Origin of the sequence: Pseudomonas sp. GLN_2, assembly GCF_043106005.1 — a bacterium.
GTDB lineage: Bacteria > Pseudomonadota > Gammaproteobacteria > Pseudomonadales > Pseudomonadaceae > Aquipseudomonas > Aquipseudomonas alloputida.
In genome coordinates, this window is record NZ_JBICMC010000093.1 from 1 (window position 1) to 26,846 (window position 26,846).

General features: G+C 63.2%; 26 protein-coding genes and 1 tRNA gene. 17 read left to right on the forward strand and 10 right to left on the reverse strand.

Translation table 11 applies throughout. The features are described 5' to 3' along the window. The first annotated feature begins 232 nt into the window (after positions 1–232). The 3 genes from ACF8Q6_RS23450 to ACF8Q6_RS23460 all read left to right on the forward strand — a co-directional run bounded on the left by ACF8Q6_RS23450 (position 233) and on the right by ACF8Q6_RS23460 (position 2,184). The gene (locus tag ACF8Q6_RS23450) at positions 233–1,018 is read left to right on the forward strand and encodes an energy transducer TonB (protein ID WP_392493835.1); all 786 of its coding nucleotides are present in this window, start codon (positions 233–235) and stop codon (positions 1,016–1,018) included. Beyond that, entirely contained in the window at positions 1,015–1,470 is a 456-nt protein-coding gene (gene rimI / locus ACF8Q6_RS23455) for a ribosomal protein S18-alanine N-acetyltransferase (RefSeq protein WP_004575708.1), read from the forward strand. The genes ACF8Q6_RS23450 and rimI overlap by 4 nt, the downstream gene beginning before the upstream one ends. Positions 1,471–1,608: 138 nt before the next feature. Further along, a complete protein-coding gene (locus tag ACF8Q6_RS23460; protein ID WP_012051159.1) occupies positions 1,609–2,184 on the forward strand; it encodes a D-Ala-D-Ala carboxypeptidase family metallohydrolase in 576 nt (191 codons plus the stop codon). On the opposite strand, the gene ACF8Q6_RS23465 is transcribed toward ACF8Q6_RS23460, so the two are convergent. Next, the gene (locus ACF8Q6_RS23465; protein ID WP_392493836.1) at positions 2,124–3,041 is read right to left on the reverse strand and encodes a LysR substrate-binding domain-containing protein; all 918 of its coding nucleotides are present in this window, start codon (positions 3,039–3,041) and stop codon (positions 2,124–2,126) included. The two genes, ACF8Q6_RS23460 and ACF8Q6_RS23465, sit on opposite strands and share 61 nt — an antisense overlap. Positions 3,042–3,268: 227 nt before the next feature. On the opposite strand from ACF8Q6_RS23465, the gene ACF8Q6_RS23470 reads away from it, so the two are divergent. Then, entirely contained in the window at positions 3,269–3,883 is a 615-nt protein-coding gene (locus ACF8Q6_RS23470; RefSeq protein ID WP_392493837.1) for a LysE family translocator, read from the forward strand. A gap of 130 nt (positions 3,884–4,013) precedes the next feature. Here ACF8Q6_RS23470 and ACF8Q6_RS23475 read toward each other — a convergent pair. Continuing rightward, positions 4,014–4,090 (reverse strand) — tRNA-Met (locus ACF8Q6_RS23475). A gap of 95 nt (positions 4,091–4,185) precedes the next feature. Further along, positions 4,186–5,109, reverse strand: coding sequence for a FecR family protein (locus tag ACF8Q6_RS23480; RefSeq protein WP_392493842.1), 924 nt, complete (start codon positions 5,107–5,109; stop codon positions 4,186–4,188). 193 nt (positions 5,110–5,302) lie between these two features. Between ACF8Q6_RS23480 and ACF8Q6_RS23485 the strand changes: the two genes are divergently transcribed. From ACF8Q6_RS23485 to ACF8Q6_RS23495, 3 genes are all read left to right on the forward strand, one after another. Then, positions 5,303–6,517 (forward strand): MFS transporter, encoded by a 1,215-nt coding sequence (locus ACF8Q6_RS23485; protein WP_017148092.1) that lies wholly within the window; start codon positions 5,303–5,305, stop codon positions 6,515–6,517. Between the two features lie 103 nt (positions 6,518–6,620). Then, complete coding sequence (locus ACF8Q6_RS23490; RefSeq protein ID WP_003247435.1) at positions 6,621–6,758, forward strand: hypothetical protein; 138 nt, start codon at positions 6,621–6,623, stop codon at positions 6,756–6,758. Between the two features lie 83 nt (positions 6,759–6,841). Next, entirely contained in the window at positions 6,842–7,999 is a 1,158-nt protein-coding gene (locus ACF8Q6_RS23495; protein ID WP_392493838.1) for an MFS transporter, read from the forward strand. Positions 8,000–8,006: 7 nt separating this feature from the next. On the opposite strand, the gene ACF8Q6_RS23500 is transcribed toward ACF8Q6_RS23495, so the two are convergent. Both ACF8Q6_RS23500 and ACF8Q6_RS23505 read right to left on the reverse strand, forming a co-directional pair. Beyond that, entirely contained in the window at positions 8,007–8,963 is a 957-nt protein-coding gene (locus tag ACF8Q6_RS23500; RefSeq protein ID WP_047605088.1) for a FecR domain-containing protein, read from the reverse strand. Next, on the reverse strand, positions 8,950–9,465 hold the full coding sequence (locus tag ACF8Q6_RS23505) for a sigma-70 family RNA polymerase sigma factor (RefSeq protein ID WP_003247432.1): 516 nt from the start codon (positions 9,463–9,465) through the stop codon (positions 8,950–8,952). The genes ACF8Q6_RS23500 and ACF8Q6_RS23505 overlap by 14 nt, the downstream gene beginning before the upstream one ends. Before the next feature lie 171 nt (positions 9,466–9,636). On the opposite strand from ACF8Q6_RS23505, the gene ACF8Q6_RS23510 reads away from it, so the two are divergent. From ACF8Q6_RS23510 to ACF8Q6_RS23520, 3 genes are read left to right on the forward strand one after another with little or no spacing between them, the layout of a single operon-like run. Next, complete coding sequence (locus ACF8Q6_RS23510) at positions 9,637–10,263, forward strand: DNA-3-methyladenine glycosylase family protein (RefSeq protein ID WP_392493839.1); 627 nt, start codon at positions 9,637–9,639, stop codon at positions 10,261–10,263. A gap of 47 nt (positions 10,264–10,310) precedes the next feature. Next, positions 10,311–11,363 (forward strand): bifunctional DNA-binding transcriptional regulator/O6-methylguanine-DNA methyltransferase Ada, encoded by a 1,053-nt coding sequence (gene ada, locus ACF8Q6_RS23515; RefSeq protein WP_392493840.1) that lies wholly within the window; start codon positions 10,311–10,313, stop codon positions 11,361–11,363. 56 nt (positions 11,364–11,419) lie between these two features. Continuing rightward, positions 11,420–13,831: a DUF3772 domain-containing protein gene (locus tag ACF8Q6_RS23520; protein WP_108078923.1), complete on the forward strand. Its 2,412-nt coding sequence runs from the start codon at positions 11,420–11,422 to the stop codon at positions 13,829–13,831. Positions 13,832–13,858: 27 nt separating this feature from the next. On the opposite strand, the gene ACF8Q6_RS23525 is transcribed toward ACF8Q6_RS23520, so the two are convergent. From ACF8Q6_RS23525 to ACF8Q6_RS23545, 5 genes are all read right to left on the reverse strand, one after another. After that, on the reverse strand, positions 13,859–15,076 hold the full coding sequence (locus ACF8Q6_RS23525; protein WP_392493841.1) for a DUF3422 domain-containing protein: 1,218 nt from the start codon (positions 15,074–15,076) through the stop codon (positions 13,859–13,861). 399 nt (positions 15,077–15,475) lie between these two features. After that, on the reverse strand, positions 15,476–15,637 hold the full coding sequence (locus ACF8Q6_RS23530; RefSeq protein ID WP_014862067.1) for a hypothetical protein: 162 nt from the start codon (positions 15,635–15,637) through the stop codon (positions 15,476–15,478). Between the two features lie 17 nt (positions 15,638–15,654). Beyond that, entirely contained in the window at positions 15,655–17,085 is a 1,431-nt protein-coding gene (locus ACF8Q6_RS23535) for an aldehyde dehydrogenase family protein (RefSeq protein WP_392490596.1), read from the reverse strand. Positions 17,086–17,098: 13 nt separating this feature from the next. Further along, positions 17,099–18,598: a cytosine permease gene (locus ACF8Q6_RS23540; protein ID WP_012051171.1), complete on the reverse strand. Its 1,500-nt coding sequence runs from the start codon at positions 18,596–18,598 to the stop codon at positions 17,099–17,101. A gap of 92 nt (positions 18,599–18,690) precedes the next feature. Then, positions 18,691–19,080 carry a nuclear transport factor 2 family protein gene (locus ACF8Q6_RS23545; RefSeq protein WP_392490597.1) on the reverse strand — a complete coding sequence of 130 codons (390 nt, stop codon included), beginning with the start codon at positions 19,078–19,080 and terminating at the stop codon, positions 18,691–18,693. Between the two features lie 210 nt (positions 19,081–19,290). Here ACF8Q6_RS23545 and ycaC point away from each other — a divergent pair, with 210 nt between their 5' ends. The 7 genes from ycaC to ACF8Q6_RS23580 all read left to right on the forward strand — a co-directional run bounded on the left by ycaC (position 19,291) and on the right by ACF8Q6_RS23580 (position 26,829). Beyond that, positions 19,291–19,911 (forward strand): isochorismate family cysteine hydrolase YcaC, encoded by a 621-nt coding sequence (gene ycaC, locus ACF8Q6_RS23550; protein WP_003247424.1) that lies wholly within the window; start codon positions 19,291–19,293, stop codon positions 19,909–19,911. A gap of 106 nt (positions 19,912–20,017) precedes the next feature. Beyond that, on the forward strand, positions 20,018–20,833 hold the full coding sequence (gene ppk2 / locus ACF8Q6_RS23555; protein ID WP_392490598.1) for a polyphosphate kinase 2: 816 nt from the start codon (positions 20,018–20,020) through the stop codon (positions 20,831–20,833). Between the two features lie 36 nt (positions 20,834–20,869). Next, positions 20,870–22,066: a monovalent cation:proton antiporter-2 (CPA2) family protein gene (locus ACF8Q6_RS23560; protein WP_161774991.1), complete on the forward strand. Its 1,197-nt coding sequence runs from the start codon at positions 20,870–20,872 to the stop codon at positions 22,064–22,066. 41 nt (positions 22,067–22,107) lie between these two features. Next, on the forward strand, positions 22,108–23,205 hold the full coding sequence (locus tag ACF8Q6_RS23565; protein ID WP_392490599.1) for an AI-2E family transporter: 1,098 nt from the start codon (positions 22,108–22,110) through the stop codon (positions 23,203–23,205). Positions 23,206–23,208: 3 nt separating this feature from the next. Continuing rightward, on the forward strand, positions 23,209–24,723 hold the full coding sequence (locus tag ACF8Q6_RS23570) for an efflux transporter outer membrane subunit (RefSeq protein ID WP_392490600.1): 1,515 nt from the start codon (positions 23,209–23,211) through the stop codon (positions 24,721–24,723). Further along, on the forward strand, positions 24,720–25,817 hold the full coding sequence (locus ACF8Q6_RS23575) for an HlyD family secretion protein (RefSeq protein ID WP_003247419.1): 1,098 nt from the start codon (positions 24,720–24,722) through the stop codon (positions 25,815–25,817). The genes ACF8Q6_RS23570 and ACF8Q6_RS23575 overlap by 4 nt, the downstream gene beginning before the upstream one ends. Continuing rightward, positions 25,807–26,829 carry a DUF2955 domain-containing protein gene (locus ACF8Q6_RS23580; RefSeq protein ID WP_392490601.1) on the forward strand — a complete coding sequence of 341 codons (1,023 nt, stop codon included), beginning with the start codon at positions 25,807–25,809 and terminating at the stop codon, positions 26,827–26,829. The genes ACF8Q6_RS23575 and ACF8Q6_RS23580 overlap by 11 nt, the downstream gene beginning before the upstream one ends. Positions 26,830–26,846 lie beyond the last annotated feature (17 nt).

A 26,846-nucleotide genomic window follows, 5' to 3' on the forward strand; every position in this document is an offset into this window, starting at 1 on the left:
TCAATCCTGATTCATTGGCGCACGGTCCCTTGCTTGTCCCCCTTCGATATCGCGTCGTGCACCCAGGGTTACGCGCGCCAATGGCACAGGCATGACTGGCCAGAAACAAATGTGGGAGCGGCCTTGCGTCGCGACGCGCCGCGCGGGCGGCGCTCGGTCTGATAGGCGCTGCAAAAACCACGGCGTACACGTTAGAATGCCCAATTGCCTTCACCCCCCGGATATCCGCCCCTTGCTGACCGAACCCCGTCGCCGCGCCTACCTTTCCGCCATGCAAGTGGTGCACTGGCTGCCGCGCGCCGAGCTGCCGTTCGCCGCACCGTCGCGGCCCGAGCTGCTGCTGCCGGTTGTGCCAGTCGAGGACATCGATTTCGAGGTCAGGCCGGCATCGGTAACCAACGAAGCGCCTGTCACCCCCCAGGCCCGCTCCGGCGAGCGGCCGAAAATCGAGATCCCGCGCCCGGGCAGTGTGGCAAAACCCGTCGTCAAGCCTGCCGAGGCACAAGAGCAGCCCGCTGCTCCGCGCCCGGCACCGGTGCCGCCACCGCGCTTCTCGCTGCAGTTGTTGCGCGCCGGCAGTTGCCTGCTGCTGGTTGAACTGGCCACCGGTCAGCCGTTCCAGAGCCGCGATCCCTCCTATCTGCTGCTCAAGGACATGCTGCGCGCCGCCGGCCTGCCCGACGCCCCGCAGATCATCGGCGAGCCGGTACGCTGGCCACTGCTGGTGCGCGGCAACATGGACCAGGGGCCGGAGGCTGCGCGCGATTTCGTCCAGGGCTTCGTTCAGGCGCGCCTGGAAGACGCCCCGTGTACCTGTCTGTGGCTGGTCGGCCTGCCGGCACTGCGTTTTGCCGCCAATGTCGACGCCGACGCCTATTACCAAACCCTGACGCTCGACAGCCTGGGCGACGCCTGGGCATTGCCGGGCCTTGAACTGTTGATGGACGAGCCGCAGCGCAAGGCGGACGTCTGGAAAGCCATGCGCCAGCTGATGGCGCGCTGGAAGAGCGTTGAATGAGTGACTCGATCAGCTTCCGCCCGATGACCGAGGCGGATCTGGATGCCGTACTTAAGATCGAATATGCCGCATTCAGTCATCCCTGGACCCGTGGAATCTTTCAGGATGCGCTCAAGTCGTACGAAGTCTGGCTGATGTTCGATGGCCAGCAGCAAGTGGGCCATGGTGTGATCAATGTGATCATCGATGAAGCGCACCTGCTCAACATCACCGTAAAACCGGAAAACCAAGGCTGCGGCCTGGGCCTGCGCCTGCTCGAACACCTGATGGCCCGGGCCTATCAGCTCAATGGCCGCGAATGCTTCCTGGAAGTGCGCGCCAGCAACCAGTCGGCCTATCGTTTATATGAACGTTACGGCTTCAACGAAATTGGCCGTCGCCGCGACTATTATCCGATCGCCGGCGGCCGTGAAGACGCCCTGGTGATGGCCTGTACCCTGTTCGAAGACTGACTTTCCAGCGGCTTACCCTGTCACGCAGGCACCCCTCTGCTCCGGCCGCCCGCTGACGCTGCAGTAACGGTTGCGCGTTGAACTAGTATGAGTCCCGGTGGGAGCGCAGGCTTTGTTCTCTGCAGGGACGGATAAAGAATGAGAAAACTGCTTTTGGCAGCGGGCTTGTGTTTAGCGAGCGTTGTCCACGCTGACGAGCGCGACGTGTGGATGTTCGCCCAGTGGGCGGGTGATCATCAAACCCGCCCTTTCCGTGAAATGCTGGTAGATGCCCGGCTTTACGGTGTAGTGCCAATTCACCAGTTGCTGCGCTCGGCTTCGGACTGGAAACTGTGCCACGCATCGCCTTTCGCTGTACCGCCCCCCGGCAATTGGGCGGCTGTACGCTCGACCCTCGCGTTGATCAGGGCACTCGACGATCAAGGCATCCTGCGCCAGTTCGAGGTGGTTTCGGCTTACCGTGAGCCGCGCCTGAACGCCTGTGCGGGCGGGGCAGCCAACAGTGCGCATACCCGCGCGTTCGCCGTCGATATACTGCTGCCGGCCTGGGCCGATCCCAATCCGCTGTGCCGTTTCTGGCAGCAGCACGGCCAAGCCTGGAACATGGGCCTGGGCCGCTACCCATCAGGCCGCATTCATGTGGATACCGCCGGCTATCGCACCTGGGGCGGCGATGGCAGTGCGGGGTCGTCGTTCTGCGTCAAACCCAAATGAGCCAGGCAGCCCCGGCATTCGTCCATTAGCCACTCTGCGAAGCGCTGGCACTTGCTGCTGTCGGCCAGAGGCTGTGGGCTAAGCAGGTGGTAGGCCGAGCCATCGCGCACAAAACCGTACGGCGCCTGCAACTGCCCGCTGTCGAGTTCGTCGCACACCATCAGGGCTGAGGCCATGGCCAGGCCCAGGCCGGCGTTGGCGGCCTGGATCGACAGGTAGAAATGCTCGTAGTCGCTGCGTTCGCAGTGCCGCGCCTGTTGGCCGCTCAGGCGCAGCCAGGTGGGCCAGGCAGCAGGGCGTGTGGTGCTGTGCAGCAGCCGCTGGCCATCGAGTCTGGCGCTGGCGGCGGGGTGGCACACCGGGCCGATCCATTCATCGCAGACCTTCTGGTTGAACAGTTGGTTATTCCAGTGGAAGTCGTCACGGCGGATGGCCATGTCGACCCCACTGCGGGCGAAGTCCAGCGGCCCGCCGGCAGCCACCAGGTGCAACTGCAGGTCGGGATGGGTGGCATGGAAGCGCGGCAGGCGCGGTATCAGCCAGCGCATGGCGATGGTCGGCTCGCAGGACAGCACAAGCACATTGTCGCGGACCTGGTGCTGAAAACGCTGCACGGCGCCTTCCAGTTGCTCGAAGATCGCCTGGGTGGTGCCATGCAGGGCGCGGCCGGCAGGGGTGAGGAAAATGGCCCTGTTGCGGCGTTCGAACAGTTCCACGCCAAGGCTTTCTTCCAGCAGGCGTATTTGGCGGCTGACCGCGCCGTGAGTGACGTGCAAGTGCTCGGCGGCGCGCACGAAGCTCTCGGTCTGGGCGGCGATGTCGAAGTAGCGGAAGGCGTTGAGTGGCGGCAGTTTCATGATATCCCTGTTCAGCTGTGCCGGCCTCTTCGCGGGTAAACCCGTTGCTACATGGCCACATAGTTCCCTGTAGGAGCGAGTTTAGCCGCGTAGAGGCCAAGGCAGGCTGTACATATCTGTGAGCAAAACTATCAGATTCATCTCAGCATAAATCGATTTTTCCATATCTGTAAGCGCTCGATAATCGGCAGTCTGTGCATTTCCATCGCCTATCGAGAGCCCTCAGCATGACCGAACTCATCGCCGTCGCCCTGTTCACCCTGCTCGCCGTCATCAGCCCTGGTGCCGATTTCGCCATGGTCACCCGCAGCAGTTATGCACAGGGGCGCAAGGCCGGGCTGGCTGCCGCCATAGGTATCGCACTGGGGGTGCAGGTGCATGTGTTGTACACGGTGTTGGGCATTGCCGTAATCATCAGCCAGAGCCCGGCGCTGTTCTTTGTCATGAAAGTGCTGGGTGCGGGCTACCTGATCTACCTCGGGTACAAGTCATTGACCAACACCCGACGCATCAGCCTGGACGGGGTTGGCCAGTCCTCTGCCGGCGTACTGCAAGCGCTGCGCGCGGGCTTTTTCACCAACGCCCTCAACCCCAAGACCCTGTTGTTTGTCATCAGTGCCTTCACCCAGGTGGTACAGCCTGGCAGCCCGCTGACGCTGAACTTCGCCTACGGTGCGTTCATGTCCGTTGCCCATTGGCTATGGTTCAGCCTGGTGGCGGTATTTTTTTCCAGCACGGCATTGCGCAAGGCGATGATCGAGCGGCAAGTGCTGGTGGACCGGGCCATTGGTCTGGCATTGATCGGGCTTGGCCTGGCTGTGGCGGTGACCGGAATACGTTGAGGCGACGATAGCAGCGCCGAAACCTGTGATTTGGCGCCCGGCTGCTGCTGGATGGGTTAGCGCGGGCACCAGCAACTTTTTCGCAGGCAAAGAAAAAGGGCTTACCTTGCGGTAAGCCCTTCGTCTTGTTTGGTGGCTACACAGGGACTTGAACCCCGGACCCCAGCATTATGAATGCTATGCTCTAACCAACTGAGCTATGTAGCCGATGGCGCGCATTATTCTCTTGAACGCCCCCTCTGTCAACACTCATTTCAAAAAAAATTTGCACGCTTTCAAAAACTTAGCGGCCAGCCCCGGTTTTAGCGCACCACAAGCCAGTGCCCGAGCACGCCCAGCAACTGCAGCTGCTGGGCTGCAGCCAGGGATTGCAGGCTTTGGCCAGGCTGGTCGAGGTTGAAGTCGCCGCTTACACGGCGATGAGCCACGTGTTCATCCATCATCCACAGACGCTGCCCTTGGTAACCGGCAAGGCGCTCCAGCACCTGTCTCAATGGCATGTCTGTGGCTTTAAGGCGGCCGTTGCGCCAACTGTCAGCGGTTTTCAGATCAGCCTTACGCACCGGATCGATGCGTGTGTCATCGAAGGTTACCCGCTCACCTGCCGAGACCATCCGCTGCTCACCCCCCTGGGTGACCATGGCCTTGCCACTGAATACCACGAGTTCGTCACGCCCTGCATGGCGGGCTATCTGCAAGCGAGTGCCGTATACCTGGATGCGTGCGTTGCCCACTTCCACGTCCATGGCCCGCCCGTCGAGCACGACTTCCATATGCACCTGGCCCTGCACCAGGTGCAGTTGGCGGGTGCGGCCGCGCAGGTCGACGTTAATGGCGCTGGCGCTGTCCAGGTTCAATGTCGTGCCATCCGCCAAGCGTATGCTGCGGCGCTCTCCCACATCGGTGTGCAGCTCGCTGGCCAGACGCTGTATCAGCGGCCAGTACAGGTAAGCAGCAGCACCCAACCCCAGCAAAAACGCAAGCGCCAACCCTTTACCCAAGTGACTGCGACGGACAGTGACATGCCGTGGGCGGGGGCGGGCAGGTGCGGGTTGCAGCTGTTGCCAGAACGTCTCCAGCTCGGCGTAGGCGTGGGCGTTCTCTTGTACCTGGCACCAGGCCGCAAATGCCTGGCGCTGGGTTTCGTCGCAACCGGGCTGGCGCAGCAACGAAAACCACGCCAGCGCTTCCTGTTGTGGGTCGGGCTGCAGCTGCTTGGCGGACATCGGGCTCATGGGGGCGGTCTGCTCACGATAGGGGCCGTTTGGCCTAACGATGACAGGAGTCATTGGCAGAGGATGCTAATTATATTGAGAACCATTTTCAAGTACGTGGCGACAGGGGGATAAAAAAGGTAGCTATGTATCTATTTGATTCCTGATAATCGGATCCCAAACCAGAGGACGGAGATTCAGGCAAATGGCCACCAGTAGTGCCTCCACCGCATCCACCCCGGCAGCGGCAAGCCAAGCCTCGCCGATGGTGATGCGCATCATCGGTTTCTGCGCCTTGGCGCATTTGATCAACGACCTGATCCAGTCGGTGCTGCCGGCGATCTACCCGATGCTCAAGGCCAACTACGACCTGAGCTTCGCCCAGATCGGCATGATCACGCTCACCTTCCAGATCACCGCCTCGCTGTTGCAGCCTTGGGTCGGCTTCTTCACCGACCGCCGGCCCACGCCAAATCTGTTGCCGCTAGGCACCCTGTGCACGTTGGTGGGGATCGTGATGCTGGCCTTCGTTGGCAGTTTCCCGATGATCCTGCTGGCGTCGGCGCTGGTGGGCATTGGCTCGTCGACCTTCCACCCGGAAACCTCGCGTATTGCACGGCTGGCTTCGGGCGGGCGCTTCGGACTGGCCCAGTCGACCTTCCAGGTCGGTGGCAACACCGGCTCCGCTCTGGGCCCGCTGTTGGCAGCGGCCATCGTCATTCCGTTCGGCCAGACCCATGTGGCCTGGTTCGGCCTGGCCGGGCTGTTCTTCCTCGGCGTTACCCTGATGCTGCGCGGCTGGTACAAGGAGCACCTCAATCAGGCCAAGGCGCGCAAGGCGGTTCAGGCTACCCACGGCATTTCGCGCAATCGGGTAATCGCGGCGCTGATCGTGCTGGGCCTGCTGGTGTTCTCCAAGTACTTCTACATGGCCAGCTTCACCAGCTACTTCACCTTTTACCTGATCGAGAAGTTCGGTGTGTCGGTGGCCAGCTCGCAGCTGCACCTGTTCCTGTTCCTCGGCGCGGTGGCGGCGGGCACCTTCTTTGGCGGGCCGATCGGTGACCGTATCGGGCGCAAGGCAGTCATCTGGTTTTCAATACTGGGCGTGGCGCCGTTCACGCTGGCGCTGCCGTATGCCGACTTGTTCTGGACCACGGTGCTGAGCGTGGTGATCGGCTTTATCCTGGCTTCTGCGTTTTCCGCGATCGTGGTGTATGCGCAGGAACTGGTGCCGGGCAGCGTGGGCATGATTGCCGGGATCTTCTTCGGCCTGATGTTCGGCTTTGGCGGCATTGGCGCTGCGCTGTTGGGGTACGTAGCGGACCTGCGTGGTATCGAGTATGTGTACGGCTTGTGCTCGTTCCTGCCATTGTTCGGGTTGTTGGCGGTGTTCCTGCCAAGTACAGGTAAACGCTGAACGCGCCGGGGGCCTGGCAGAGGCCCCTGGGCAATTGACGAGCCCCCCGGAGGTGGCTAGAGTGCCGCCTCTTTTTTCAATCACCTGCGTAGTAGCCAAAGCAATGCGCCGTACCCAGTCCCTCCCACACGCCCGCCAGCCTGCCTTCCAGGCACTGCGTCGTGCATGGCCGAGTGACACGGTGCTCAAGCGCCGCCGCAGCGTGCTGTTTGCCTTCACCTTCTCGCCACACCTCGCCTGAACGGATCTGCGCTTTCGCGTCGCTCGCCGTCTCGGCGTGCGCGCCTGTTTCTGCACGTCTTTTCGGTTTGCCAGGGGTGGTACATGAACATGCGTTTGTTGGCGGGCTTATTGTTCGCTGTTTCTGTCGTGGGTTTCAGTTTGGGGGCCAGCTTGCCGCTGGTGTCGTTGCGCCTGCATGAAGCGGGGGCGAGCACCCTGGAAATCGGCATCATCTCGGCCATCCCTGCCGCCGGCATGATGCTCTCGGCTTTTCTGGTCGACGTCTGCTGCCGCCATCTCACCCGGCGCACTATCTATCTGCTGTGTTTCAGCCTGTGCACGGTCAGCATTGCCTTGCTCGAGTCCGCGTTCGGCTCGTTGTGGCTGCTGGCGTTGCTGCGCCTGGGCCTGGGGCTTGGCATGGGGATCGCCATCATCCTCGGCGAGTCGTGGGTCAACGAACTGTGCCCCGAACATAACCGCGGCAAGATCATGGCCCTGTACGCCACCAGCTTTACGGGCTTTCAGGTGCTGGGCCCGGCCATGCTGGCAGTGTTGGGCGCCGATAGCCCGTGGATCACGGGTGTCGTCACGGTCTGTTATGGGCTGGCGTTGCTGTGCATTGTGCTGACGGTGCCTAACGACCATGTCGAGCACGAAGAGGGCGAAAAAAGCTTCGGCCTGGCCGGGTTCTTCCGTGTGGCACCGGCGTTGTGCATGGCGGTGCTGTTCTTCTCGTTCTTCGATGCCGTGGTGCTGTCGCTGCTGCCGGTGTACGCCACCAGCCATGGCTTTGCCGTTGGCGTGGCAGCGTTGATGGTGACGGTGGTGTTTGCCGGCGACATGCTGTTCCAGCTGCCGCTGGGCTGGCTGGCCGACCGGGTTGAGCGCACAGGGTTGCACCTGGTGTGCGGGCTGGTGGCGATGGTGATCGGCATCGGTTTGCCTTGGCTGCTGAATCTGACCTGGCTGCTGTGGCCGCTGCTGGTGGTGCTGGGCGCGGTGGCGGGGGGCATCTATACCTTGGCGCTGGTGCTGATCGGGCAGCGCTTCAAGGGACAGGACCTGGTCACTGCCAATGCCAGTGTGGGCTTGCTCTGGGGTGTAGGCAGCCTGGTCGGGCCGCTGGTCAGTGGGGCGGCCATGAATGTCGCGCCCCACGGTTTGCCCATGGCGCTGGCCCTGATGGCCGGGCTGTTCGTGTGCTTTGCCAGGCAGTCATACCGGCGCCGTGGGCGGATGCGGGCTGTGGCGCAGTGATACCCCTTTACGCCGCGCCGATGCTGACCCAATAGCGCGTTCGGTACTCGACCCGCACGGGCAGGCTGCGGGTGAGCAGTTGCAGGATTTGCCCGGTGTCAGCCAACTGATAGGTGCCGGAAACCTTCAAGCCCGCCACTTCTGGAGCGCAGCGCAACAGGCCCGGTCGGTAGCGGCCGAGTTCGCTGACAAACTCGGCAAGCGGCATCTGCTGCACGCTGAGCACACCTTCGGTCCAACCCCAGGGGTCGTTGTGCAGTGTTCTGGCCTGAATGCTGCCGTTGGCGCTGACTTGCAAGGTTTCACCGGGCAGCACCTGCCTCGCTGAGGCCGAGGCAGGGAACAACGTGACTTCGCCACGCCGCACCGACAGCAGCAGGCCCTGGCTGTTTTCGCGCAGCAACAGCTGACCATCGAAGGTGGTCAGCGGGCCGACAGGGGTGGCGACGTGGAATGGGCGGTTGTCGTTGGGGTTGCTGTCCAGGCTGACCTCGCCATGGATCAGTTTCAGCTGGCGTTGTTCCGCACTGTAGTGCAAGTCGATGGCACTGGCAGTGTTGAGCTGGATGCGGCTGCCGTCACTGCCTTGCCATTGGCGCCGTTCACCGGTGGCGGTGCTGGTGTCGGCCAGCAGTTGTGGCAGGCCCAGCGGTTCGCGCGCGGCCCAGCCCAGGCTGCCGCCCACGGCCAACAGCCCCAGCAACTTCAGGTGGTCCCTGCGGCTGGCTTTGGGGTGCTGGCTAGCGTCCAGGGTGCGCCGGCTCAGGTCCTTGGGCAGCCCGGCCAGTTCATCGCCCAGATGACTGACCCGCTGCCAGGCCAGGCGGTTGTGTGGGTGGCTGGCCAGCCAGTGTTGAAACTGCTGCTCGGTGCGCGGGCTAGGGGTGTCGAAACGCAGCTTCACCAGCCAGTCGATGGCCTGATCGACCTGCGCCTGAGCGGGCGTACCATCAGGCATCGGCATAGCGCAACCGGTAGCAGACGCCCAGGGCCTTGGCCAGATCGCGCTCAACGGTGGCCCTGGACACCTCCAGACGTTGGGCAACCTGCACGATGCTCAAACCGTCTAGCTGGGCCAGCAGGAACGCTTGGCGGACGCGCGGTTTCAACTGGTGCAAGGCGCGGTCGAGGCGTTCAAGGCTATCGAGGATGACAAGCTTATCCTCTTCGCTGGGCACTTCTGCTTCGGGCAGGTGAGCCAGGCTTTCCTGGTAGGCCCGCTCCAGCGCGCGGCGGCGGAACTGGTCGATCATCAAGCCACGGGCGATGCTGCTGAGGTAGGCGCGCGGTTCTTTGAGCGGCGACACGTGGCGGGCGCGCAACAACCGCACGAAGGTATCCTGGGCCAGGTCTGCGGCATGTTCACTGCAACCGACCCGGCTGCGTAACCAGCCGCGCAACCAGGCATGGTGAGACTGGTAGAGCAGAGCGACCTCGGTGGGCTTGAGCGTGTCGTTGATCTGCATCGTAGAGAAGGCCCAGTCCAGTGATGTGTGCGATTGTGAATAGTTCTCAATTCTATGCGGGGAAGATGGCGCCGAGCAATGGCATGCCAAAGATTAGCTGCGCAAGAACCGGCGTTTGCCCGATGAACGGCTGCGCTAAGCTGGACCTGCAATCGACTTGATGGAGGTGCCATGATGCTGGCCGACCTTTCGCCTGAGGCCTATCACGAGGCCACGCAACACCTGGCGGCACTTGACCCGGACTGGTCGCGGCATATCGCAGCGATCGGGCCCTGCCTGCACCAGGCTACGCCGGAACGTGAGCCTTATGAGGCATTGGTGCGGGCGATTGCCTACCAGCAACTGCACGCCCGCGCCGCCGAGGCGATCCTGGGGCGTTTGCTGGCGCTGTTCCCGGCAGATGATTTTCCGCAGCCAGAGCAGTTGTTGGCGGTAACCCCGGAAACCCTGCGTGCCTGCGGCTTTTCGGCGAGCAAGCTGGTGACGGTCCAGGGCATTGCTCAAGCCACCCTGGAGGGCTTGGTACCGACGCGGGAGCAGGCGTTGACCATGGCTGACGAGGCGTTGATCGAACGCCTGGTGGCGCTGCGTGGGGTAGGGCGGTGGACGGTGGAGATGCTGCTGATCTATTGCCTGGGGCGTTCTGACATTCTGCCGGTGGACGATTTTGGCGTGCGCGAGGGGTATCGGCGGCTCAAAGGGCTGGAGACGGCGCCGACTCCGGCGCAAATGCGTTCGCTGGGCGGCGCCTGGCGGCCGTTTCGTACCGTGGCGGCCTGGTACCTGTGGCGGGCCTGAGGTTTTCGCATCGCCCGTACAGGCAACAACATATCCGGGAATCGAAGATGAACCCCTACACCACCCCCGACCAACGCTGGCACGCCGTAGAGTCCCGCGACGTTGCCGCCACAGGCCACTTTGTCTACGCCGTACGTACCACCGGCGTCTACTGCCACCCCGGCTGCAAATCACGCCAGGCCAAGCGCGTGAACGTCGAGTTCTACGACACTGCCGCAGCCGCCGAGGCTGCCGGCTACCGTGCTTGCAAACGCTGTATCAGCAAGGCCAGCGCCACCCGCCACAGCCAGCTGGTTATCCACGCCTGCCGCTTGATCGAAACCAGTGACCCCGCGCCAAGCCTCGACCAACTCAGTGCACGGCTGGCCGTCAGCCCCTTCCACCTGCATCGGCTGTTCAAGGCCGAAACCGGGGTTACGCCCAAAGCCTACGCCACGGCCTTCCGGGCCCGGCGCCTGCGTGCGCACCTGGAAGACGGCCAGCGCTCGGTCACCGATGCTATCTACGACGCCGGCTACAACTCCAACAGCCGCTTCTACGAAAGCGCCGACCAGCGCCTGGGCATGCGTCCCCGGCAATACCGCGCCGGCGGTGCCGGGGCAAGCATTCACTTCGCCCTCGGGCAGTGCTCGCTGGGTGCAATACTGGTTGCCCAGAGCGACAAGGGCATCTGCGCGATTCTGCTGGGCGACGACCCCGAGGGCTTGTTACACGAGCTGCAGGATCAGTTCCCCAAGGCCCACCTGATTGGCGGCGACAGCGCCTACGAAAACATGGTTGCCGAAGTGATCGGTTTCGTCGAAGCGCCCGCCTTGGGCCTGGCCCTGCCGCTGGATGTGCAAGGCACCGCGTTTCAGGAGCGGGTGTGGCAGGCGCTGCGTGAGGTGCCGGCCGGCAGCCGGGTCAGCTATACCGACATCGCCGAGCGCATTGGCGCCCCCAAGGCCGTGCGGGCGGTAGCCATGGCCTGCGCGGCCAACCGTATTGCCGTGGCCATCCCTTGCCACCGCGTGGTGCGCCGGGATGGCGACATCAGCGGTTACCGCTGGGGCGTGGAGCGCAAACAGCAATTGCTGAAGCGAGAAACGGCACTCTCCTGACGGCCCGAAGCCGCGTAGAATCCCCCGCCAAATCGAATTGCAAAGAGGAATATTCGATGAGGCGTGTCAGCCTTGCCCGTTATTGCCCAGGTCTGATTGCCCTGCTGGCCCTGATGCTGTTGCTTGTCAGCCCGGCCTGGTCGGCCCCGGCCACGCCATTGTCCAACCTGGCGGCTGCCGAAGCGCCCGCACTGGACGAAAACGCCAGCCTCGAACAGCTGAGTGACCGCTTGGACCTGATCCGCCAAGGCGTCACCAGCGAGGCCAACGACGACGTGCTGTCGCAACTGCGCCTGGGCGCGATGCAGGTTCAGCGTCAAGCTGATGCACTGAGTACACAGCGCACTGCCGATGTGGGAAAACTCGACGACCAGCTGAAGGTCATCGGCCCGGCCCAGCCGGACGAGGCCGCTACCCTGACGCAGCAGCGCAAAGCGCTGGAGGCCGAGAAAAAGGCGCTGGTAGCCCAGCAGGATCAGGCCACCAAGCTGACCCAGTCGGCCCGTGACCTGTCCACGCAAATCGTCAACCTGCGCCGCAGCCAGTTCAACTCGCAAATCACCAGCCGTGCAGCCTCGCCGCTGAGCCCCGCGTTCTGGCAGAGCATCATCCGCCCCACCCAGGACGACGTGGCGCGCCTGCGTGACCTGCGCAGCGAGGCGGCCGATGCCATCAGCAGCGCCTTCAGCGCCGAAAACCGCTGGCTGTTCGTTGCCAGCCTGGTGGCGGCGATTCTGGTGTGGACGTTGGTGCGGCGCGTGCTTGAACGCTTGCTGGCCAGTGCCATGGTCCACTGGCTGCCGGAGGGCCGCCTGCGCCGCAGCGCCTTGGCTCTGGGCGTTAGCCTGGCAACCCTGGGCACCATCGCCGGCTCGGTGTCGTTGCTGCGCTGGGGGCTGGAAAGCAATGCACGCTTGGGTTCGGATATCGCCAGCCTGACCAATCACATTCTCACCCTGGTGGTGTTCAGTGCCTTCATCACAGGCCTGGGCCGCGCCATGCTGATGCTGCAGCGTCCCTCCTGGCGGTTGCCGGCGATCCACGACGAAGTCGCCAGTGCGCTGGGCTGGTTCCCGAAGGTGCTGGCATTGGCACTGATGGTCATGATGACCATGGAGCGCATGAACAGCGTGATCGGCGCCAGCTTGGCGCTGACGGTGGCCGTCAACGGGCTGACCGCGCTGGTGGTGGCGCTCACCTTTGCTGGCGCGCTGCTGTGTTACCGCCGCACCCTGCGCAAGCATGGCCTGGAGCGCCCGACGGGCCTGGCCGGGCTGATCCCGTTCGTGATGGTCATCTGGCTGACGTTGATCCTGCTGGCGCTGCTCACCGGCTACCTGACACTCGCCTATTTCCTCACCGCCAAGCTGTTGTGGGTCAGCCTGGTGATCACCTGTGCCTACTTGCTGACCACCTTCTTCGGCGACCTGTGCGAAACCCTGCTGTCACCCCGCCAGCCCGGTGGCCTGGCTCTGGCGTCGACCCTGGGCCTGGCGCCTCGCCACCAGGCCCAGGCCAGTACCATACTGGCCGGCATCGGCCGCACGGTCGTGCTGTTCCTGGCACTGTTGCTGGTGTTGATGCCGTCGGGCACCAGCCCTAGCGAATTGCTGTTGAGTCTGGGCGACTGGGATGGGACCGGCGGCAAGCTGCTCGGTAACCTGAACATCGTGCCGCAGGACATCCTGCTGGCCTTGGCCATCTTCCTCGGCGGCCTGTTCGCCATCCGTGTGGTCAAGCGCTGGCTGAGCGACCGCCTGCTGCCGGAAACCGAGATGGACGCCGGCATGCGGGCCTCGCTGGTGACCCTGGTGGGTTACCTGGGTTTCCTGTTCCTGGCCATGCTGGTGATGTCGACCTTGCGTATCAACCTCACCAGCCTGACCTGGGTGGTCAGTGCCCTGTCGGTCGGTATCGGTTTCGGTTTGCAGCAGATCGTGCAGAACTTCATTTCCGGCCTGATTCTGCTGACCGAGCGCCCGGTGAAGGTCGGCGACTGGGTCAGCCTGGCGGGTGTGGAGGGTGATATCCGCCGCATCAATGTCCGCGCCACCGAGATCCAGATGTCTGACCGTTCCACGGTGATCGTGCCCAACTCGCAGTTCATCTCGCAGAACGTGCGCAACGTGACCATGGGCAACGCGCTGGGGGTGGTCAGCATTACCCTGACACTGCCGCTGGAGACCGATGCCAACCGTGTGCGTGAGCTGCTGCTGGCGGCTTATCATGAGCACGAGGCGATTCTGGATGCGCCAGCTACCTCGGTGTCGTTCAAGGACCTGACAGCCAGCGGTATGGTGATTGGTGTGAGTGGCTATGTGGCTGGGCCGCGGCAGGTATCGGGCGCCCGCAGCGACCTGCTGTTCACCATTCTTGGCCGGTTGCGTGATGAAGGCATTCCACTGTCTTCGCCGCAGAGCATGGTGCTGGTGCAGGAGGGGGCGCGGCCGGCTGACGAGTCGGTGTAGCCATTGGGGGGGCAAGGCCCCCCCAACTCAATGTTGTTTGGCCTGCCTGATACGCAGCAGTATCACCAGCAGCACCAGCAGGACTGGCGGCGCCATGGCCATCAAGCCATCGCGCGCCGTCAGTCCCAGCCCCAGTACATTCAGCCCGCCATACAAAAGCTTGAACAGATTCAGCAGGTAATAGGTGATGGCGATGATCGACAGCCCCTCCACCGCTCGCTGGATTTTCACCTGGGCATCTGCCCGGGCATTGAGGCTGCGCAAGATCTCGGCGTTCTGCTCCTCCATCTCAACTTGCACCCGCGCCTGCAGCAAGTCGCCCAGGTTGGCCACGTTCTTCGCCAACTGCTCCAGCCGTTGCTCGGTGGCTGCGCAGTAACGCACGGTCGGCTTGAACCGGCGCTCGATGAATACCCCAAGGCGCTGGCAGTCGCCCACATGGCTTTCCCGCAACTCCCCCAGGCGTTCGAACACCAGCTGTGCGTAGGCCTGGGTGGCGCCAAAGCGGTGACGGGTTTTTACCGTGCGGCTTACAACCTGACGTGACAGGTGGGCAATGGCTTCCAAGAGCCCCTTGGAATCATGGCCATCGACCCCGGCACTGCGCTCGGAGAGGCAGACCAGGGTCTTGTCGAAGGCATCCAGTTCCTGGCTCAGATGCTTGGCCGTGCTCAGGGTCAGCGAAGCCATCATGCGGTACGTCTCGATTTCCAGCAGGCGGCGGATCATGCGGCCCTGGCGGTAGGCATTGAGGCGCCTGTTGATGAACAGGAAGCGGTTGGTGCCATCCTCGGTCAGGCGGAAGTCGCTCCATACCACCGCATCGCCACCACCCACGCACGAGCCGCACGGGTCTTTGAAACCATAGTGGGCCAGGTTCAGGTCTTGTTCGTGACGTACCAGCACCTGCACTGCATTGATCACCTGCGCCGCCTGCGGCGCAATCGCCTCGGCCAGCACCGGCGGCAGGGTTTGCCATGTGGTATCGGCTGTGGTGCATGGCACAACCAGCGTCAACGTGAAGAACTCGGTGTGCCGCTCCCATTTGAACGGGTGGCCATCCATGTCAGTGATGCCTTGTGCGGCACCGGTGTCCGAAACATCAGGGCGGCAGCGCTGCAGCAATGCTGTACAGGCAGCATCGCCGCCGAGCAAGGCCAGGTGGAAGACATGCGCCGGGCCGTCGAAATAGAGTGACGGACGGGCGTGCAGTTCATTGTGCAAGGCGGTGCGTTGAGGGTGCATGGGTGGTCCGGCCTGGTGTTGTGATTATGGGGGTGCCAGGAAGTGGGACTTTGCGGGCACTGGAGAAAGTCACGCGGGGGGAATGTTTGTATGACCTGTACCGGCCTCTTCGCAGGTGAAACTGCTCGTGGGCGCTCAACAGTTGAAAAGCCTTCGCGGTCGCCTGTAGGCGCGGGTTCACCCGCGAAAGGGCCGGCCCTGCTGGCCAATTTCCACCGGCCGCTCACCGTCGCAGCCGCCACCGTATTCGCGGGTAAACCCGCTCCTACACACAGCACAGGCCGTTGTAGGCGCGGGTTTACCCCCGAACACCGGCAGAGCCGGTGCCATCCACCGCGTTGGTTTCTTCGCGGGCATGCCCGCTCCCACAAGATGAGCACAGGGCTGAGGTGTTGTGGATTACCTGTGGGGGCTTACTCGCGAGGAGGCCGGAAAACCATAGATTTCGCCTTGCCCCACGGTTTGATGATTAATCACCTCGATTTCAAAGCCTTTCCAGGCATTGCCGCCGTTGAAGCTGCAGGTTGCTGCCTGTCGACTGACACCGGTGAGAAGCTTCAAGGCGGCTCCTTGCGATATCAGCCCAGACAGCGGGTTACATGCTTGACCGACTGATAGGCTGACAACCCCCAAGGCCCCAGCTCACGGCCGATCCCGCTGCCCTTGGTGCCCCCCCATGACGTTTCGACGAACACCGCCTGCACCGAGTTGATCCACACATGGCCAACCTCCAGCGCATCGGCCACGCGCTCGGCGCGTTCCAGGTCGGCGGAGCACACGGTGGCGACCAGCCCGAAGCGGCTGTCATTGGCTTCGGCAATGGCCTGTTCCTCGCTGGCAAAGCGCCGTGCGCAGAGCACCGGGCCAAAGATTTCCTCAGTCCACAGGCGGCTGTCTTTCGGCACATCGGTATACAGCGTCGGGCTGACGAACCAGCCTTCACGGTCCAGTGCATGGCCGCCAGCCAGGCACTGCAAACCTTCTTCCCGCGCCGTGGCAAAGTAGCTGGCCACCTTCAGCCATTGCGCCTGGCTGGTCAGCGGACCCATGTCGACCTCTTCGGTCAAAGGATTACCCACCCGCAGGTTTTCCAGTGCCGCCTGCAAGCGCGGCAGCAGTGCATCGGCAAGGCCGTCCTGCACCAGCAGCCGCGATGTGGCCGAACACATCTGGCCGGCGTTCCAGCTGATGCCGGCAACAATCCATTCCACCGCCTGGTCGACATCGCAATCATCGAACACTACGATGGCCGACTTGCCGCCCAGTTCCAGCGTCACCGGCCGGCACTGCGCCGAAGCGCTGCGCATCACCTGGCTGCCGACGCTGTTGCTACCTGTGAAGGACAACTTGTCCAGGCCGTTGTGGTTACTCAGTGCGGCGCCGGTCTCGGCCTTGCCGTTGACGATGTTCAGCACCCCGGCGGGCAGGCCCAGGGCGTCGGCGATCTGGCCGTAGGCCTGCTCGATCAGCGGGGTGACCTCTGAAGGCTTGAGCACCACGGTGCAACCGGCGGCCAAGGCCGGAGCAAGTTTCCAGGCGCTGGTCACCAACGGGAAGTTCCACGGCACGATCAGGCCGACCACGCCCACCGGTTCAAGGCGGGTGCGGGCGGTGAAACCCGGCGCAGCCAGCGGCACGGTGCGGTTTTTCGATGGCAGTTGCTCGGCCAGCTCGGCGTAATAGCCAAAGGTGGCGATGGCGTCATCCAGGTCGATTTCCGCTTCGTGACGCGGTTTTCCGTTATTGCGCATCTGCAGGGTTACAAGCGCTTCACGGCGTTGCCCGAGCTGTTCGGCAAAACCACGCAGGAAGGCGGCACGTTCACTGGCGCCGGTGCTTTTCCAGGCGGGCAGGGCGCTGCGGGCAGCGGCGACGGCCTGGTCGACCTGGCTCACGCTGGCGGCCATCAGCTCGGCGAACGGTTGCCCCAGTGCAGGGTCGTTGACACTGATGCAGTCGCTGCCTTGGCCTTCGACCCAATGGCCGGCGATATAGTGGGAAGTGGTCATGGTCGGTTTCCAGTCAGGCCATTTTGGCAGTGGTCACAGGCGTATGCGCGGTGCTTTTGCAACGCACCCATCGCGGGCCCAAGGGGCCATACACGCCAGCAGGTTCAGGGAACAGGTTGAGTAACAGCAGGTACAGCACGCCAGCCAGCCCCAGCGTGACCGGCAGGCTCAGGTCGATGCCGCCCGCCAGGTCACCCAGTGGGCCGACGAACTGCCCCGGCAGGTTGACGAAGCACAGGCCGACCGCCGCGCTGGGGATCCACGCCCCCATGCCGCGCCAGTTCCAGCCGTGCAGGAACCAGTAGTGGCCACCACGCTGGCCGCGGGTGAATACCTGCAGGTCGTCGGCGTGGTAGAAGCCGCGGCGGGTAATCAGGCCAAGGATCATGATCACCATCCACGGGCTGGTGCAGGTAATGATCAGCACGGCAAAGGTCGATACGCTCTGCACGAGGTTGAAGGTGAAGCGGCCAATGAAGATGAAGCCGATCGCCAGCACGCCGATCAGCAGGGTGGCGCCGGCTCGGCTGAGCAAGCGTGGGAACACGCTGGACATGTCCAGGCCGGTGCCATACAGCGCGGTGGTGCCGGTGGACATGCCGCCGATCACCGCAATCAGGCACACCGGCAGGAAGAACCAGCTTGGCGCTACCGCCAGCAGGCCGCCGACATAGTTGTTGGCGGCAATGTAGTCCGGCGCCTGGGTGGCGACCAGGGTGGCCGTACACAGGCCGAACAGGAACGGAATCAGCGTCGCTCCCTGTGCTGCGATCACTGCCAGCATGATGCGTGCCTTGGGGGTTTCGCGTGGAATGTAGCGCGACCAGTCACCCAGGAAGGCGCCAAACGACACCGGGTTGCTCATGGCCAGGATCGCCGCGCCGACGAATGCAGCCCAGAAGCCTGCCTGGCCAAGGTTGACGCTGCCTGCGTAGCCGGCATCGAAGGGCCCGGCAAAGGCGACGATGCCCAGCAGGAACAGCAGGCTCGAGGCCCACACGGCAATCTTGTTGACCCACAGCATGAAGCGGAAGCCAAAGATGCAGACCACCAGGACCAGCACCGCGAACACACCGTAGGCCAGCCCCAGGGTCAGGTCGGTCTCTGGCAGGCCGGCCAGGCGCTTGGCACCACCGACCAATGCATCGCCCGAGCTCCATACCGAGAGCGAGAAAAACGCCACCGCCGTGAGCAGCGACAGGAACGAGCCGACGATACGCCCGTGTACGCCAAAGTGCGCGCCCGATGAAACGGCGTTGTTGGTGCCGTTAAGCGCGCCGAACAGCCCCATCGGTGCAAGGATCAGCGCGCCGATGCCAACGCCAAGCAGAATCGCCCACACACCCGCCTGGAATGACAACCCGAAAAGCACCGGGAAGCTGCCCAGTACGGCGGTCGCGAAGGTATTGGCACCGCCGAAGATCAGGCGGAACAGGTCTAGCGGGGAGGCGTCGCGTTGATCGGCGGGGATCTGCTCGACGCCGTTGGTCTCGATACCGGTCGAGTGGCTCATGGTGGTGCTCCAGCGCGGTTGTTGTAGCCAGCGCAGTGCGCGGGCCTTTTTGTGGGTGCGATGGCAGGGCGGCAGCGCCGCGTAAAGGGTGATCAGGCCGGTGTTACGACCGACAGGTGCTCGTGGCAGGCCAGCCACTGGTCACCATGGCGGCGGAAGACAATGGTCTCGCGCTCGCTCAACGGGTGCTCTTCACCGCCGATGCGGATACGCGTGGCCACATCGTGCATGAAAACAGCCACGTCGCCTTTCAGGTTTACATGGGCGTTGCCCGATTCGCAGGCAAGCACGGTGAAGCCCTCGGCCTGCCACTGGGCCCACAGCTCTTCATAGGCGCGACGCGACAGCAGCGGATACGGCAAGGTGTGGAACAGAAAGGTGGCGTCTTCGCTGAAGGAGGCGAAATAGCGGGCGGTGTCGTTGCTGGCGAACGCCGCGACGAGGTCGGCGGCGGCTTGCCGCACTTGGAGTGTCTGGTCCACGGGAGTGGCCTCACGGTTTTTTGTGATTGTGGTGAAGCGATTCTGGTGGCGGTTGGCGAGGGGAAAAATCGCTGGCGGCAAATAATCAGTTCAGGAATTTGTGAACTGATGGGACACATGGCAGTACAGGCAAGCCGACTGACGGTCTCTCCCACCCTCTATCCTTGCCTACGCTGATATTCCCAACCCGCTGAAGCAAGGAGATCCACTGTGACCTTCCAATACAAGCGTCTGGACAAGAACAACGCAGCCGTACTGCTGGTCGACCACCAGACCGGCTTGCTCTCGCTGGTAAGGGACATCGACCCCGACCGCTTCAAGAACAACGTCTTGGCCCTGTCTGACCTGGCCAAATACTTCAAGCTGCCGACCATCCTCACCACCAGCTTCGAGACGGGGCCCAACGGCCCGCTGGTGCCGGAGCTGAAAGAGCAGTTCCCCGATGCCCCCTACATTGCACGCCCGGGCAACATCAACGCCTGGGACAACGAAGATTTCGTCAAAGCGGTAAAAGCCACCGGCAAGAAGCAGCTGCTGATTGCTGGTGTGGTCACTGAAGTATGCGTAGCCTTCCCGGCCCTGTCGGCGTTGGAGGAGGGCTTCGAGGTGTTCGTCGTCACCGACGCCTCTGGCACGTTCAACGAACTGACCCGTGATTCGGCCTGGCGACGCATGGAGGCTGCCGGGGCACAGCTGATGACCTGGTTCGGCGTGGCCTGCGAACTGCACCGAGACTGGCGCAACGACATCGAAGGGCTGGGTACCCTGTTCTCCAACCATATCCCGGACTACCGCAACCTGATGACCAGTTACAACAAGCTGGCCAAATAGTGCCTCCCGGGGGCTGCACGACAGCCCCCACATCAATCTGCAAGCGAAGCGGCAAACTGGCATTAATCGACCATACTCACTCTTCATTCGCCTTCAGGAGCGTGTCATGTCGAAGCCGTCCAGGAAGCCCCCCAAAAAACAGCCAGAAAAGCTGGGCGGCAAGGCCTACGAAAAAGCGCTCAAGAACCTGCATGTCGAGCTGGTGAAGCTACAGGAGTGGGTGGTCGCCAAGGGCCTGAAGGTATGCATTGTCTTCGAAGGCCGCGATGGCGCCGGCAAGGGCGGCACCATCAAGGCCATTACCGAGCGTGTCAGCCCGCGGGTGTTTCGTGTAGTGGCGCTGCCCGCACCGACCGAGCGGGAAAAGACCCAGATGTACCTGCAGCGTTACCTGGGCCATCTGCCTGCGGCGGGGGAAGTGGTGATCTTCGATCGCAGCTGGTACAACCGTGCGGGCGTTGAGCGGGTAATGGGCTTTTGCTCTGGCGAGCAAGTGGACAAGTTTCTGACTGGTGTGCCTGTTTTCGAAAGGGTCATGGTCGATTCGGGGATCATCCTCATCAAGTACTGGCTTGAAGTCAGCGCCGATGAGCAGACCCGGCGCCTGCAGGATCGCATCAACGACGGCCGCAAGCTGTGGAAGTTGTCGCCGATGGACCTCAAGTCGTATAGCCGCTGGGATGACTACACCCAAGCGCGTGACGAAATGTTCCAGGCGTCGGATACCGCTTGGGCGCCGTGGTTCATGGCCAATTCCAACGACAAACGTCGCGCCCGGCTGAATATCATCAGCCATTTGCTCAGCCGTATTCCCTACAAGGATATAACCCGCGACCAGCTGGTGAAGCTGCCCAAACGCGGCAAGATCGGCAAGTACAAGGCGGTCGCCTACCCGTTCAAGTTCGTCGAAGAACGTTTCTGAACCCCTCCCTGCAGGGCGCTGCGAAGGTACGAGCTCATGCCACATGACGGCAGCCTGTTGCAGGCGACGGTAGTATTCCTTCTGGCTGTGGTGCTTCTGGTACCGCTGGCGCAGCGTCTGAAAATGGGCGCAGTACCGGGCTATCTCTTGGCGGGTATCTTGATTGGTCCGTCGGTGTTTGGCCTGCTCGGCAACCCGGACAACGTGGCGCGGCTGTCGGAAATGGGCGTGGTCATGCTGTTGTTCGTGATTGGCCTGGAGTTGTCCCCAAAGCGCCTGTGGACCATGCGCCGGGCGCTATTTGGCGTCGGCAGTTTGCAAGTGGGGCTGACCGCCGTGCTGCTTGGGCTACTGGCATTCTGGCTGTTCGACCAATCGAAACCCGCCGCCATCGTGCTGGGGCTGGGCCTGGCGCTGTCGTCCACCGCCTTTGGCTTGCAGGTACTGGCCGAGCGCAAGGACCTGGGCAAACCCCATGGCCGCCTGGCCGTGGCCATCCTGCTGTTCCAGGACATTGCCGCCATTCCCCTGATTGCCGTGGTGCCGCTGCTCGGTGGCGATGTCAGCACTGCTGACGAAGGTGCCTGGCCTTTGCTGGCTGTAGCTGTCGGCATTGGTGTGCTGATTGTTTTTGGCCGTTATCTGCTGACCCCGATATTCAAGTGGACGGTGGGTTCGGGCCTGCCTGAGCTGTCGACCGCCACGGCCTTGCTGGTCGTGCTGGGCACCGCTTGGTTGATGGAGCATGTGGGTGTGTCGATGGCGCTGGGTGCGTTTCTGGCCGGTGTGCTGATGGCCGAGTCGCCGTTCCGCCACGAACTGGAAACCCAGATCGAGCCGATCAAAGGCCTGCTGCTTGGATTGTTCTTCGTTGGCGTAGGTATGAGTGCCGACCTGCGCCTGCTGTTCGGCATGCCGCTGATGGTGCTGGGCCTCACCGTGCTGCTGGTGGCCATCAAGCTGCCCTTGCTGTATGGCCTGGGGCATACGGTCGGTGGGCTCAACCAGGCCCAGGCGTTATGCCTGGGCGTGGTGCTGGCTTCGGGCGGCGAGTTTGCCTTCGTGGTGTTCAAGCTGGCGCTGGAGCACCAGGTACTCACCCAACAGGTACACGACCTGCTGGTGCTGGCCATCACCTTGTCGATGGCGGTGGTGCCCTTGGTCATGATGGCCCTGGCGCGGCAGCTGCGCGATGACAGCCCTGTACAGGCATCCCCTGAAACGGGGCAGTGAATTGCGCCTTGCTGGCGCATTGAGTATCGGGAGGTGAAATCATGCAGTCGAGTTTCAAGCTGGACAGCGCCCTTTCGCGGGGCTTGCTCGATGTGCTCATCAAGGCCGGTCTGGTGGCAGCCTTGGTGATCTTCGCTTTCCAGGTGTTTCAGCCGTTCCTGGAGTTGATGATGTGGGCGGTGATCCTGGCGGTTACGTTGTACCCGTTGCATTGCCGTATCCAGCGCCGCACCGGGCTCAAGCAAGGCTATGTGGCGACGCTGGTGGTGCTACTGGTTCTGGTGCTGCTTCTGGTGCCTATCTACCTGGTGATGATGTCCATTGGCGAATCGGTGGACAGCTTGGTGATGCTACTCAAGAGCGGCGCCTGGAGCGTGCCGGTCCCGCCAGATTCCGTGGCGGCCTGGCCACTGATCGGGCCGAAGGTGCATGCGCTGTGGTTGGCGGCCTCCGAAAACATGGCCAGTGTGCTGAATCAGTGGATGCCCCAGATCAAGGGGGCCGGGCTAACGGTGCTGGGCGCTGCGGCCAGCGCCGGTGGGGCTTTCCTTCTGTTCATCGGCGCAATCATCATTTCCGGGGTCATCATGGCCTTCGGTGAACGCGGTGAAATCGCTGCCCAGCGCATCGCCATGCGGGTTTCAGGCGCAGAGCGCGGTAAACCCCTGGCCACGCTGTGTACGGCTACCATTCGCGCGGTGGCACAAGGGGTGATTGGCATTGCCTTCATCCAGATGCTGCTGATCGGTGTTGGCTTTATCGTCAAAGGGGTTCCCGGTGCCGGGATGCTGGCCATCGTCATCCTCATGCTGGGCATTGCACAGGCCCCGGCGACGCTGGTGACCTTGCCGGTGATCATTTATGTGTTCAACGCCGAAGGCTTCACGGTGGCGACCATCATTTTTGCCGTCTACACCTTTGTCGCCGGCCTTGCCGACAACGTGCTCAAGCCGCTGCTGCTGGGGCGCGGGGTCGATGTACCAATGCCGGTGGTACTGATCGGCGCATTGGGCGGGATGGTGGTCAAAGGCATCATCGGCTTGTTCATCGGCCCGGTAATCCTTGGCGTGGCCTACGTGTTGTTCTGGCAATGGGTTGCGCTGCAGGTGCCGGAGCAACCGGCACCACCTGCCGCCTGAGCCATGCCCAACCGCTGCTGTGGCCTGGGGCTGCTGATGGTGCTGGCCGGTTGCACCCAGGTCGGCCCGGATTATGAAAAGCCCCAAACGCCGTGGTTGGGCGGCTGGAGCACGCCAATGCTGGAGCAGGCCGGGCGCAGCGCGGCGGCGCCCGACCTGCGCCAGTGGTGGGCAGTGTTTGCCGACCCAACGTTGGACGCGCTGATAGCCGAGGCCGACGCCAACAACACCAACCTGCGCGTGGCTGGCCTGCGTATCGCTGAAGCCCGTGCCCAGTTGTCCATCGTGCAGACCGGGCGTTATCCGCAGCTGCAGCAACTGAGCGCACAAAGCCTGTACCTGAAGCAGGATCAGTCTGGTACGCCTTCGGCCCGTGATTCGGTGTTCTGGCAATCCAGCGTGGGCTTCGACATCGGCTGGGAAATTGACTTCTGGGGCCGCTTCAGTCGCGCCATCGAAAGCGCCGATGCCGTCTATTTCGCCTCCCAGGCCAACTACGCCGATGCCATGCTGCTGCTACGTGCGCAGGTGGCCGACACCTACTTTGCCCTGCGCACTGCCGAAGCGCGGCTGGCTATTGCACAAGAGAACGCCAAGCGCCAGGCGCGTAGCCTGGAGATCACCGAGCGGTTGTTCCGCCACGGTGAAAATGACGAACTCGACTGGCAGCAGGCGCGTACTCAATACCTGGCGACCCTGGCCACCATTCCCGAGTTCGAGAACCAGCTCAATGCCCTGCGCAATGTGCTGTGTTCGCTGCTCGGCCGCCCGCCTGGGCCGCTGCCGCAGCTGGCGGCCGGGCATGGCCAACTGCCCTTGCCCAACCGGGCAGTGTTGCAGGATGTACCGGCCAGCCTGCTGCAGCGCCGCCCGGACATCCGTGCCGCCGAGCAGGCAGTGGCGGCGCAGTCGGCGCTGGTCGGGGTGGCCGAGGCCGATCTTTATCCACAGCTGAGCTTGCTCGGCAGTATCGGCTGGACCTTTCTATCGGCCAATCATCTGCCTGACACCTTCGACCTGGCGGCTGGCCCAAGCCTGATCTGGAACCCGTTCGACTATGGCCGGCGCAAGAACACCGTACGCGTGGAAGATGCCCGCTTGCAGCAACTGATCGAGTTGTACCACCAGGGCGTGCGCGAAGCCGCCCGTGAGGCCGACGATGCTGCCAGCGGGCTGGTGCGCTCGCTGCAGAGTGCAACCATTCGCGACCAGGCCTCTCAGGCTGCGCAGCGCTCGCTGAATCTGGCCAGCTCGCAATACCGCGAAGGCTTCGCTGATTTTCAACGGGTGCTCGATGCTCAGCAACTGCTGTTGCAGCAACAGGACGGTTACCTGGTCAGCCGTGGCAACGCGGTTAGCAGCCTGGTGACGTTGTACAAGGCCCTGGGTGGTGGTTGGGACGCCAGCCGCGCGCCGATCGACCCGGCTACCCGCCAGCAAATGCAGCAACGCACCGACTGGGGCGAATTGCTCGACGAGCCAGCCCCCTCCGCGCATGCACAAGGTGAAACCGAATGAGCGACGCCACGCCCACGCCGCCCCCGTCAGCCCCGGATCGCGGCATGCGCTGGGTGCTGCTGCTGATTGCCGTCAGCCTGCTCTGGTACTTGCTGGCTGACCGCTATACGCCGTACACCCAGCAAGCTCGCCTGCAGGCTTACGTGGTCCCGGTGGCCGCCGAAGTGGCCGGGCAGATCAAGCGTGTGGCCGTAGGCAACAACCAGGAGGTGCGCCAGGGCGATGTGCTGTTCGAACTCGATCAGGAGCAGTACCGCATTGCCTTGGCCCGTGCCGAAGCCGACCTCGATACCGTGCGCCGGCAGATCGGCGCCAGTACCGCCGGCATCGATTCGGCGCAGGCAGCGCTGGTGGCCGCCCAGGCCAACGAACGTAAGGCGCGGCAGGACGCCGAGCGCCTCAAACGGCTGATTGACGAGGACCCCGGTACGGTGTCGGTGCGCCGCCTGGAAGGCGCCCAGGCCACTCGTGACCAGGCCATCAGCCAAGTGGCGGCAGCCCGCGCCGAAGTGGAGCGCGCCCGTGAGCAGCAGGGCGGGGCACAGGAAGACAACGCCCAGCTGCGCAGTGCTGCGGCCAATGTGGAAAAGGCCCGCCTGGACCTTGCCCGTACCGTCGTGCGTGCCGACGCGAACGGGTTGATCACCGACCTGCGCACAGACGTTGGCCACTATGTCGGGGCGGGCAGCCCGATGATGACCCTGATCAGTATCCATGATGTGTGGATAAGTGCCGACATGACCGAGAACAACCTCGGTCGCTTGCGTCCTGAAACCCCGGTGCTGGTGGTGCTCGATGCGCTGCCGGGCACCGTGTTGAAAGGGCGTATCCGCAGCATTGGCTATGGCGTGAGCGTGGGCCAGAGCACGCCGCCGGGTACGCTGCCGACCGTGCAGAATAGCCGCGAGTGGCTGCGTTCGGCGCAGCGCTTTCCGGTGATTGTCCAGCTGGAGCGCGACCAGCTTCAGGACAAGACCGTGCTGCGGGTCGGTGGTCAGGCCGAGGTCATGGCTCTGCCCAGCGAAGGCAACCCACTGAACCTGCTGGGCCGGTTGTTCATGTGGCTGATGAGCTGGCTGTCGTATGCCTATTGAATGGCGCCGCTTGCGGGCGCTGCGCCTGGCCTGGGGTGTGGCGTTGTGCCTGGCGGTGAGCTTTGGTATCGGCTTGCCGGTGCCGATCCTGGCGCCGGTGTTTGCGGTGCTGTTGCTGGCCATGCGCAGTCAGCCATTGCCCCTGCGTGCGGCACCGGCCCTGGCGTTATTGGTGCTGCTCGCTTGCGGCAGCGGGTTGCTGCTGATTCCGCTGTTGCGCCATGCTCCGTTGGCCGGGGTGTTACTGGTCGGGGTGGGTGTTTTCCTGACCTTGCGCTATGCACTGAAGGGCGGCAACGGCCTGCTGGCCAACCTGCTGGTGGTCGGCCTGACCATGATCGCCGCTGCCGGCACCAGTGACTTCACCCTGGCACTGTCGGTGGTCGAAGCGCTGGCCAAAGGCATGCTGCTGGCAGTGCTGGGCACGTCAGTGGCGCACAGGTTGTTCCCCGAACCTGCCAATGCGCCAGCACCGCCGGTACCGCCGCTGCTGGGCAGCGAGCATGTCAGCTGGGTGGCGCTGCGTGCCACGTTGATCGTGATGCCGGCCTTTCTGCTGGCATTGATCGCCCCTGACCAGTACATGCCGTTGATCATGAAGGCCGTGAGCGTGGGGCAACAAGCCGGTGAAACCCGCGCGCGGCACGCCAGCCGCGAGCTGATCGGTTCAACCGTGCTTGCCGGGGTGTTGGCGATAGTGTTGTGGGTAGCGCTGAGCCTGTTCGTTCACCTGTGGATGTTCTTTTTGTGGGTCCTGCTGTTCGCCCTCTGGCAGGCTCGGCGCCTGTACCAGGCGGTGCCGAGCCGGCAGAGCCCGGCGTACTGGGTCAGTTGCCTGACGACCATGTTGATCTTGCTGGGGCAGTCGGTGCAGGACAGTGCAGGTGGGCAGGATGTGTACAAGGCATTTGCGGTGCGTATGGCGCTGTTTCTGGCGGTGTCGGTGTATGCCAGCGCCATGTTGATCTGGATTGACCGGCTTCGGAGTCGGCGCGGGCTTCTTCGCGGTTAAGCCCGCTCCCCCAGGCC

What these genes read in the sequence shown, in the direction of transcription:
- rimI (WP_004575708.1), top strand. Translation starts at nt 1,015, where the DNA reads ATGAGTGACTCGATCAGCTTCCGCCCGATGACCGAGGCGGATCTGGAT.
- ACF8Q6_RS23460 (WP_012051159.1), top strand. Translation starts at nt 1,609, where the DNA reads ATGAGAAAACTGCTTTTGGCAGCGGGCTTGTGTTTAGCGAGCGTTGTC.
- ACF8Q6_RS23465 (WP_392493836.1), bottom strand. Translation starts at nt 3,041, where the DNA reads ATGAAACTGCCGCCACTCAACGCCTTCCGCTACTTCGACATCGCCGCC.
- ACF8Q6_RS23470 (WP_392493837.1), top strand. Translation starts at nt 3,269, where the DNA reads ATGACCGAACTCATCGCCGTCGCCCTGTTCACCCTGCTCGCCGTCATC.
- ACF8Q6_RS23480 (WP_392493842.1), bottom strand. Translation starts at nt 5,109, where the DNA reads ATGTCCGCCAAGCAGCTGCAGCCCGACCCACAACAGGAAGCGCTGGCG.
- ACF8Q6_RS23485 (WP_017148092.1), top strand. Translation starts at nt 5,303, where the DNA reads ATGGCCACCAGTAGTGCCTCCACCGCATCCACCCCGGCAGCGGCAAGC.
- ACF8Q6_RS23490 (WP_003247435.1), top strand. Translation starts at nt 6,621, where the DNA reads ATGCGCCGTACCCAGTCCCTCCCACACGCCCGCCAGCCTGCCTTCCAG.
- ACF8Q6_RS23495 (WP_392493838.1), top strand. Translation starts at nt 6,842, where the DNA reads ATGAACATGCGTTTGTTGGCGGGCTTATTGTTCGCTGTTTCTGTCGTG.
- ACF8Q6_RS23500 (WP_047605088.1), bottom strand. Translation starts at nt 8,963, where the DNA reads ATGCCGATGCCTGATGGTACGCCCGCTCAGGCGCAGGTCGATCAGGCC.
- ACF8Q6_RS23505 (WP_003247432.1), bottom strand. Translation starts at nt 9,465, where the DNA reads ATGCAGATCAACGACACGCTCAAGCCCACCGAGGTCGCTCTGCTCTAC.
- ACF8Q6_RS23510 (WP_392493839.1), top strand. Translation starts at nt 9,637, where the DNA reads ATGATGCTGGCCGACCTTTCGCCTGAGGCCTATCACGAGGCCACGCAA.
- ada (WP_392493840.1), top strand. Translation starts at nt 10,311, where the DNA reads ATGAACCCCTACACCACCCCCGACCAACGCTGGCACGCCGTAGAGTCC.
- ACF8Q6_RS23520 (WP_108078923.1), top strand. Translation starts at nt 11,420, where the DNA reads ATGAGGCGTGTCAGCCTTGCCCGTTATTGCCCAGGTCTGATTGCCCTG.
- ACF8Q6_RS23525 (WP_392493841.1), bottom strand. Translation starts at nt 15,076, where the DNA reads ATGCACCCTCAACGCACCGCCTTGCACAATGAACTGCACGCCCGTCCG.
- ACF8Q6_RS23535 (WP_392490596.1), bottom strand. Translation starts at nt 17,085, where the DNA reads ATGACCACTTCCCACTATATCGCCGGCCATTGGGTCGAAGGCCAAGGC.
- ACF8Q6_RS23540 (WP_012051171.1), bottom strand. Translation starts at nt 18,598, where the DNA reads ATGAGCCACTCGACCGGTATCGAGACCAACGGCGTCGAGCAGATCCCC.
- ppk2 (WP_392490598.1), top strand. Translation starts at nt 20,018, where the DNA reads ATGTCGAAGCCGTCCAGGAAGCCCCCCAAAAAACAGCCAGAAAAGCTG.
- ACF8Q6_RS23560 (WP_161774991.1), top strand. Translation starts at nt 20,870, where the DNA reads ATGCCACATGACGGCAGCCTGTTGCAGGCGACGGTAGTATTCCTTCTG.
- ACF8Q6_RS23565 (WP_392490599.1), top strand. Translation starts at nt 22,108, where the DNA reads ATGCAGTCGAGTTTCAAGCTGGACAGCGCCCTTTCGCGGGGCTTGCTC.
- ACF8Q6_RS23570 (WP_392490600.1), top strand. Translation starts at nt 23,209, where the DNA reads ATGCCCAACCGCTGCTGTGGCCTGGGGCTGCTGATGGTGCTGGCCGGT.
- ACF8Q6_RS23575 (WP_003247419.1), top strand. Translation starts at nt 24,720, where the DNA reads ATGAGCGACGCCACGCCCACGCCGCCCCCGTCAGCCCCGGATCGCGGC.
- ACF8Q6_RS23580 (WP_392490601.1), top strand. Translation starts at nt 25,807, where the DNA reads ATGCCTATTGAATGGCGCCGCTTGCGGGCGCTGCGCCTGGCCTGGGGT.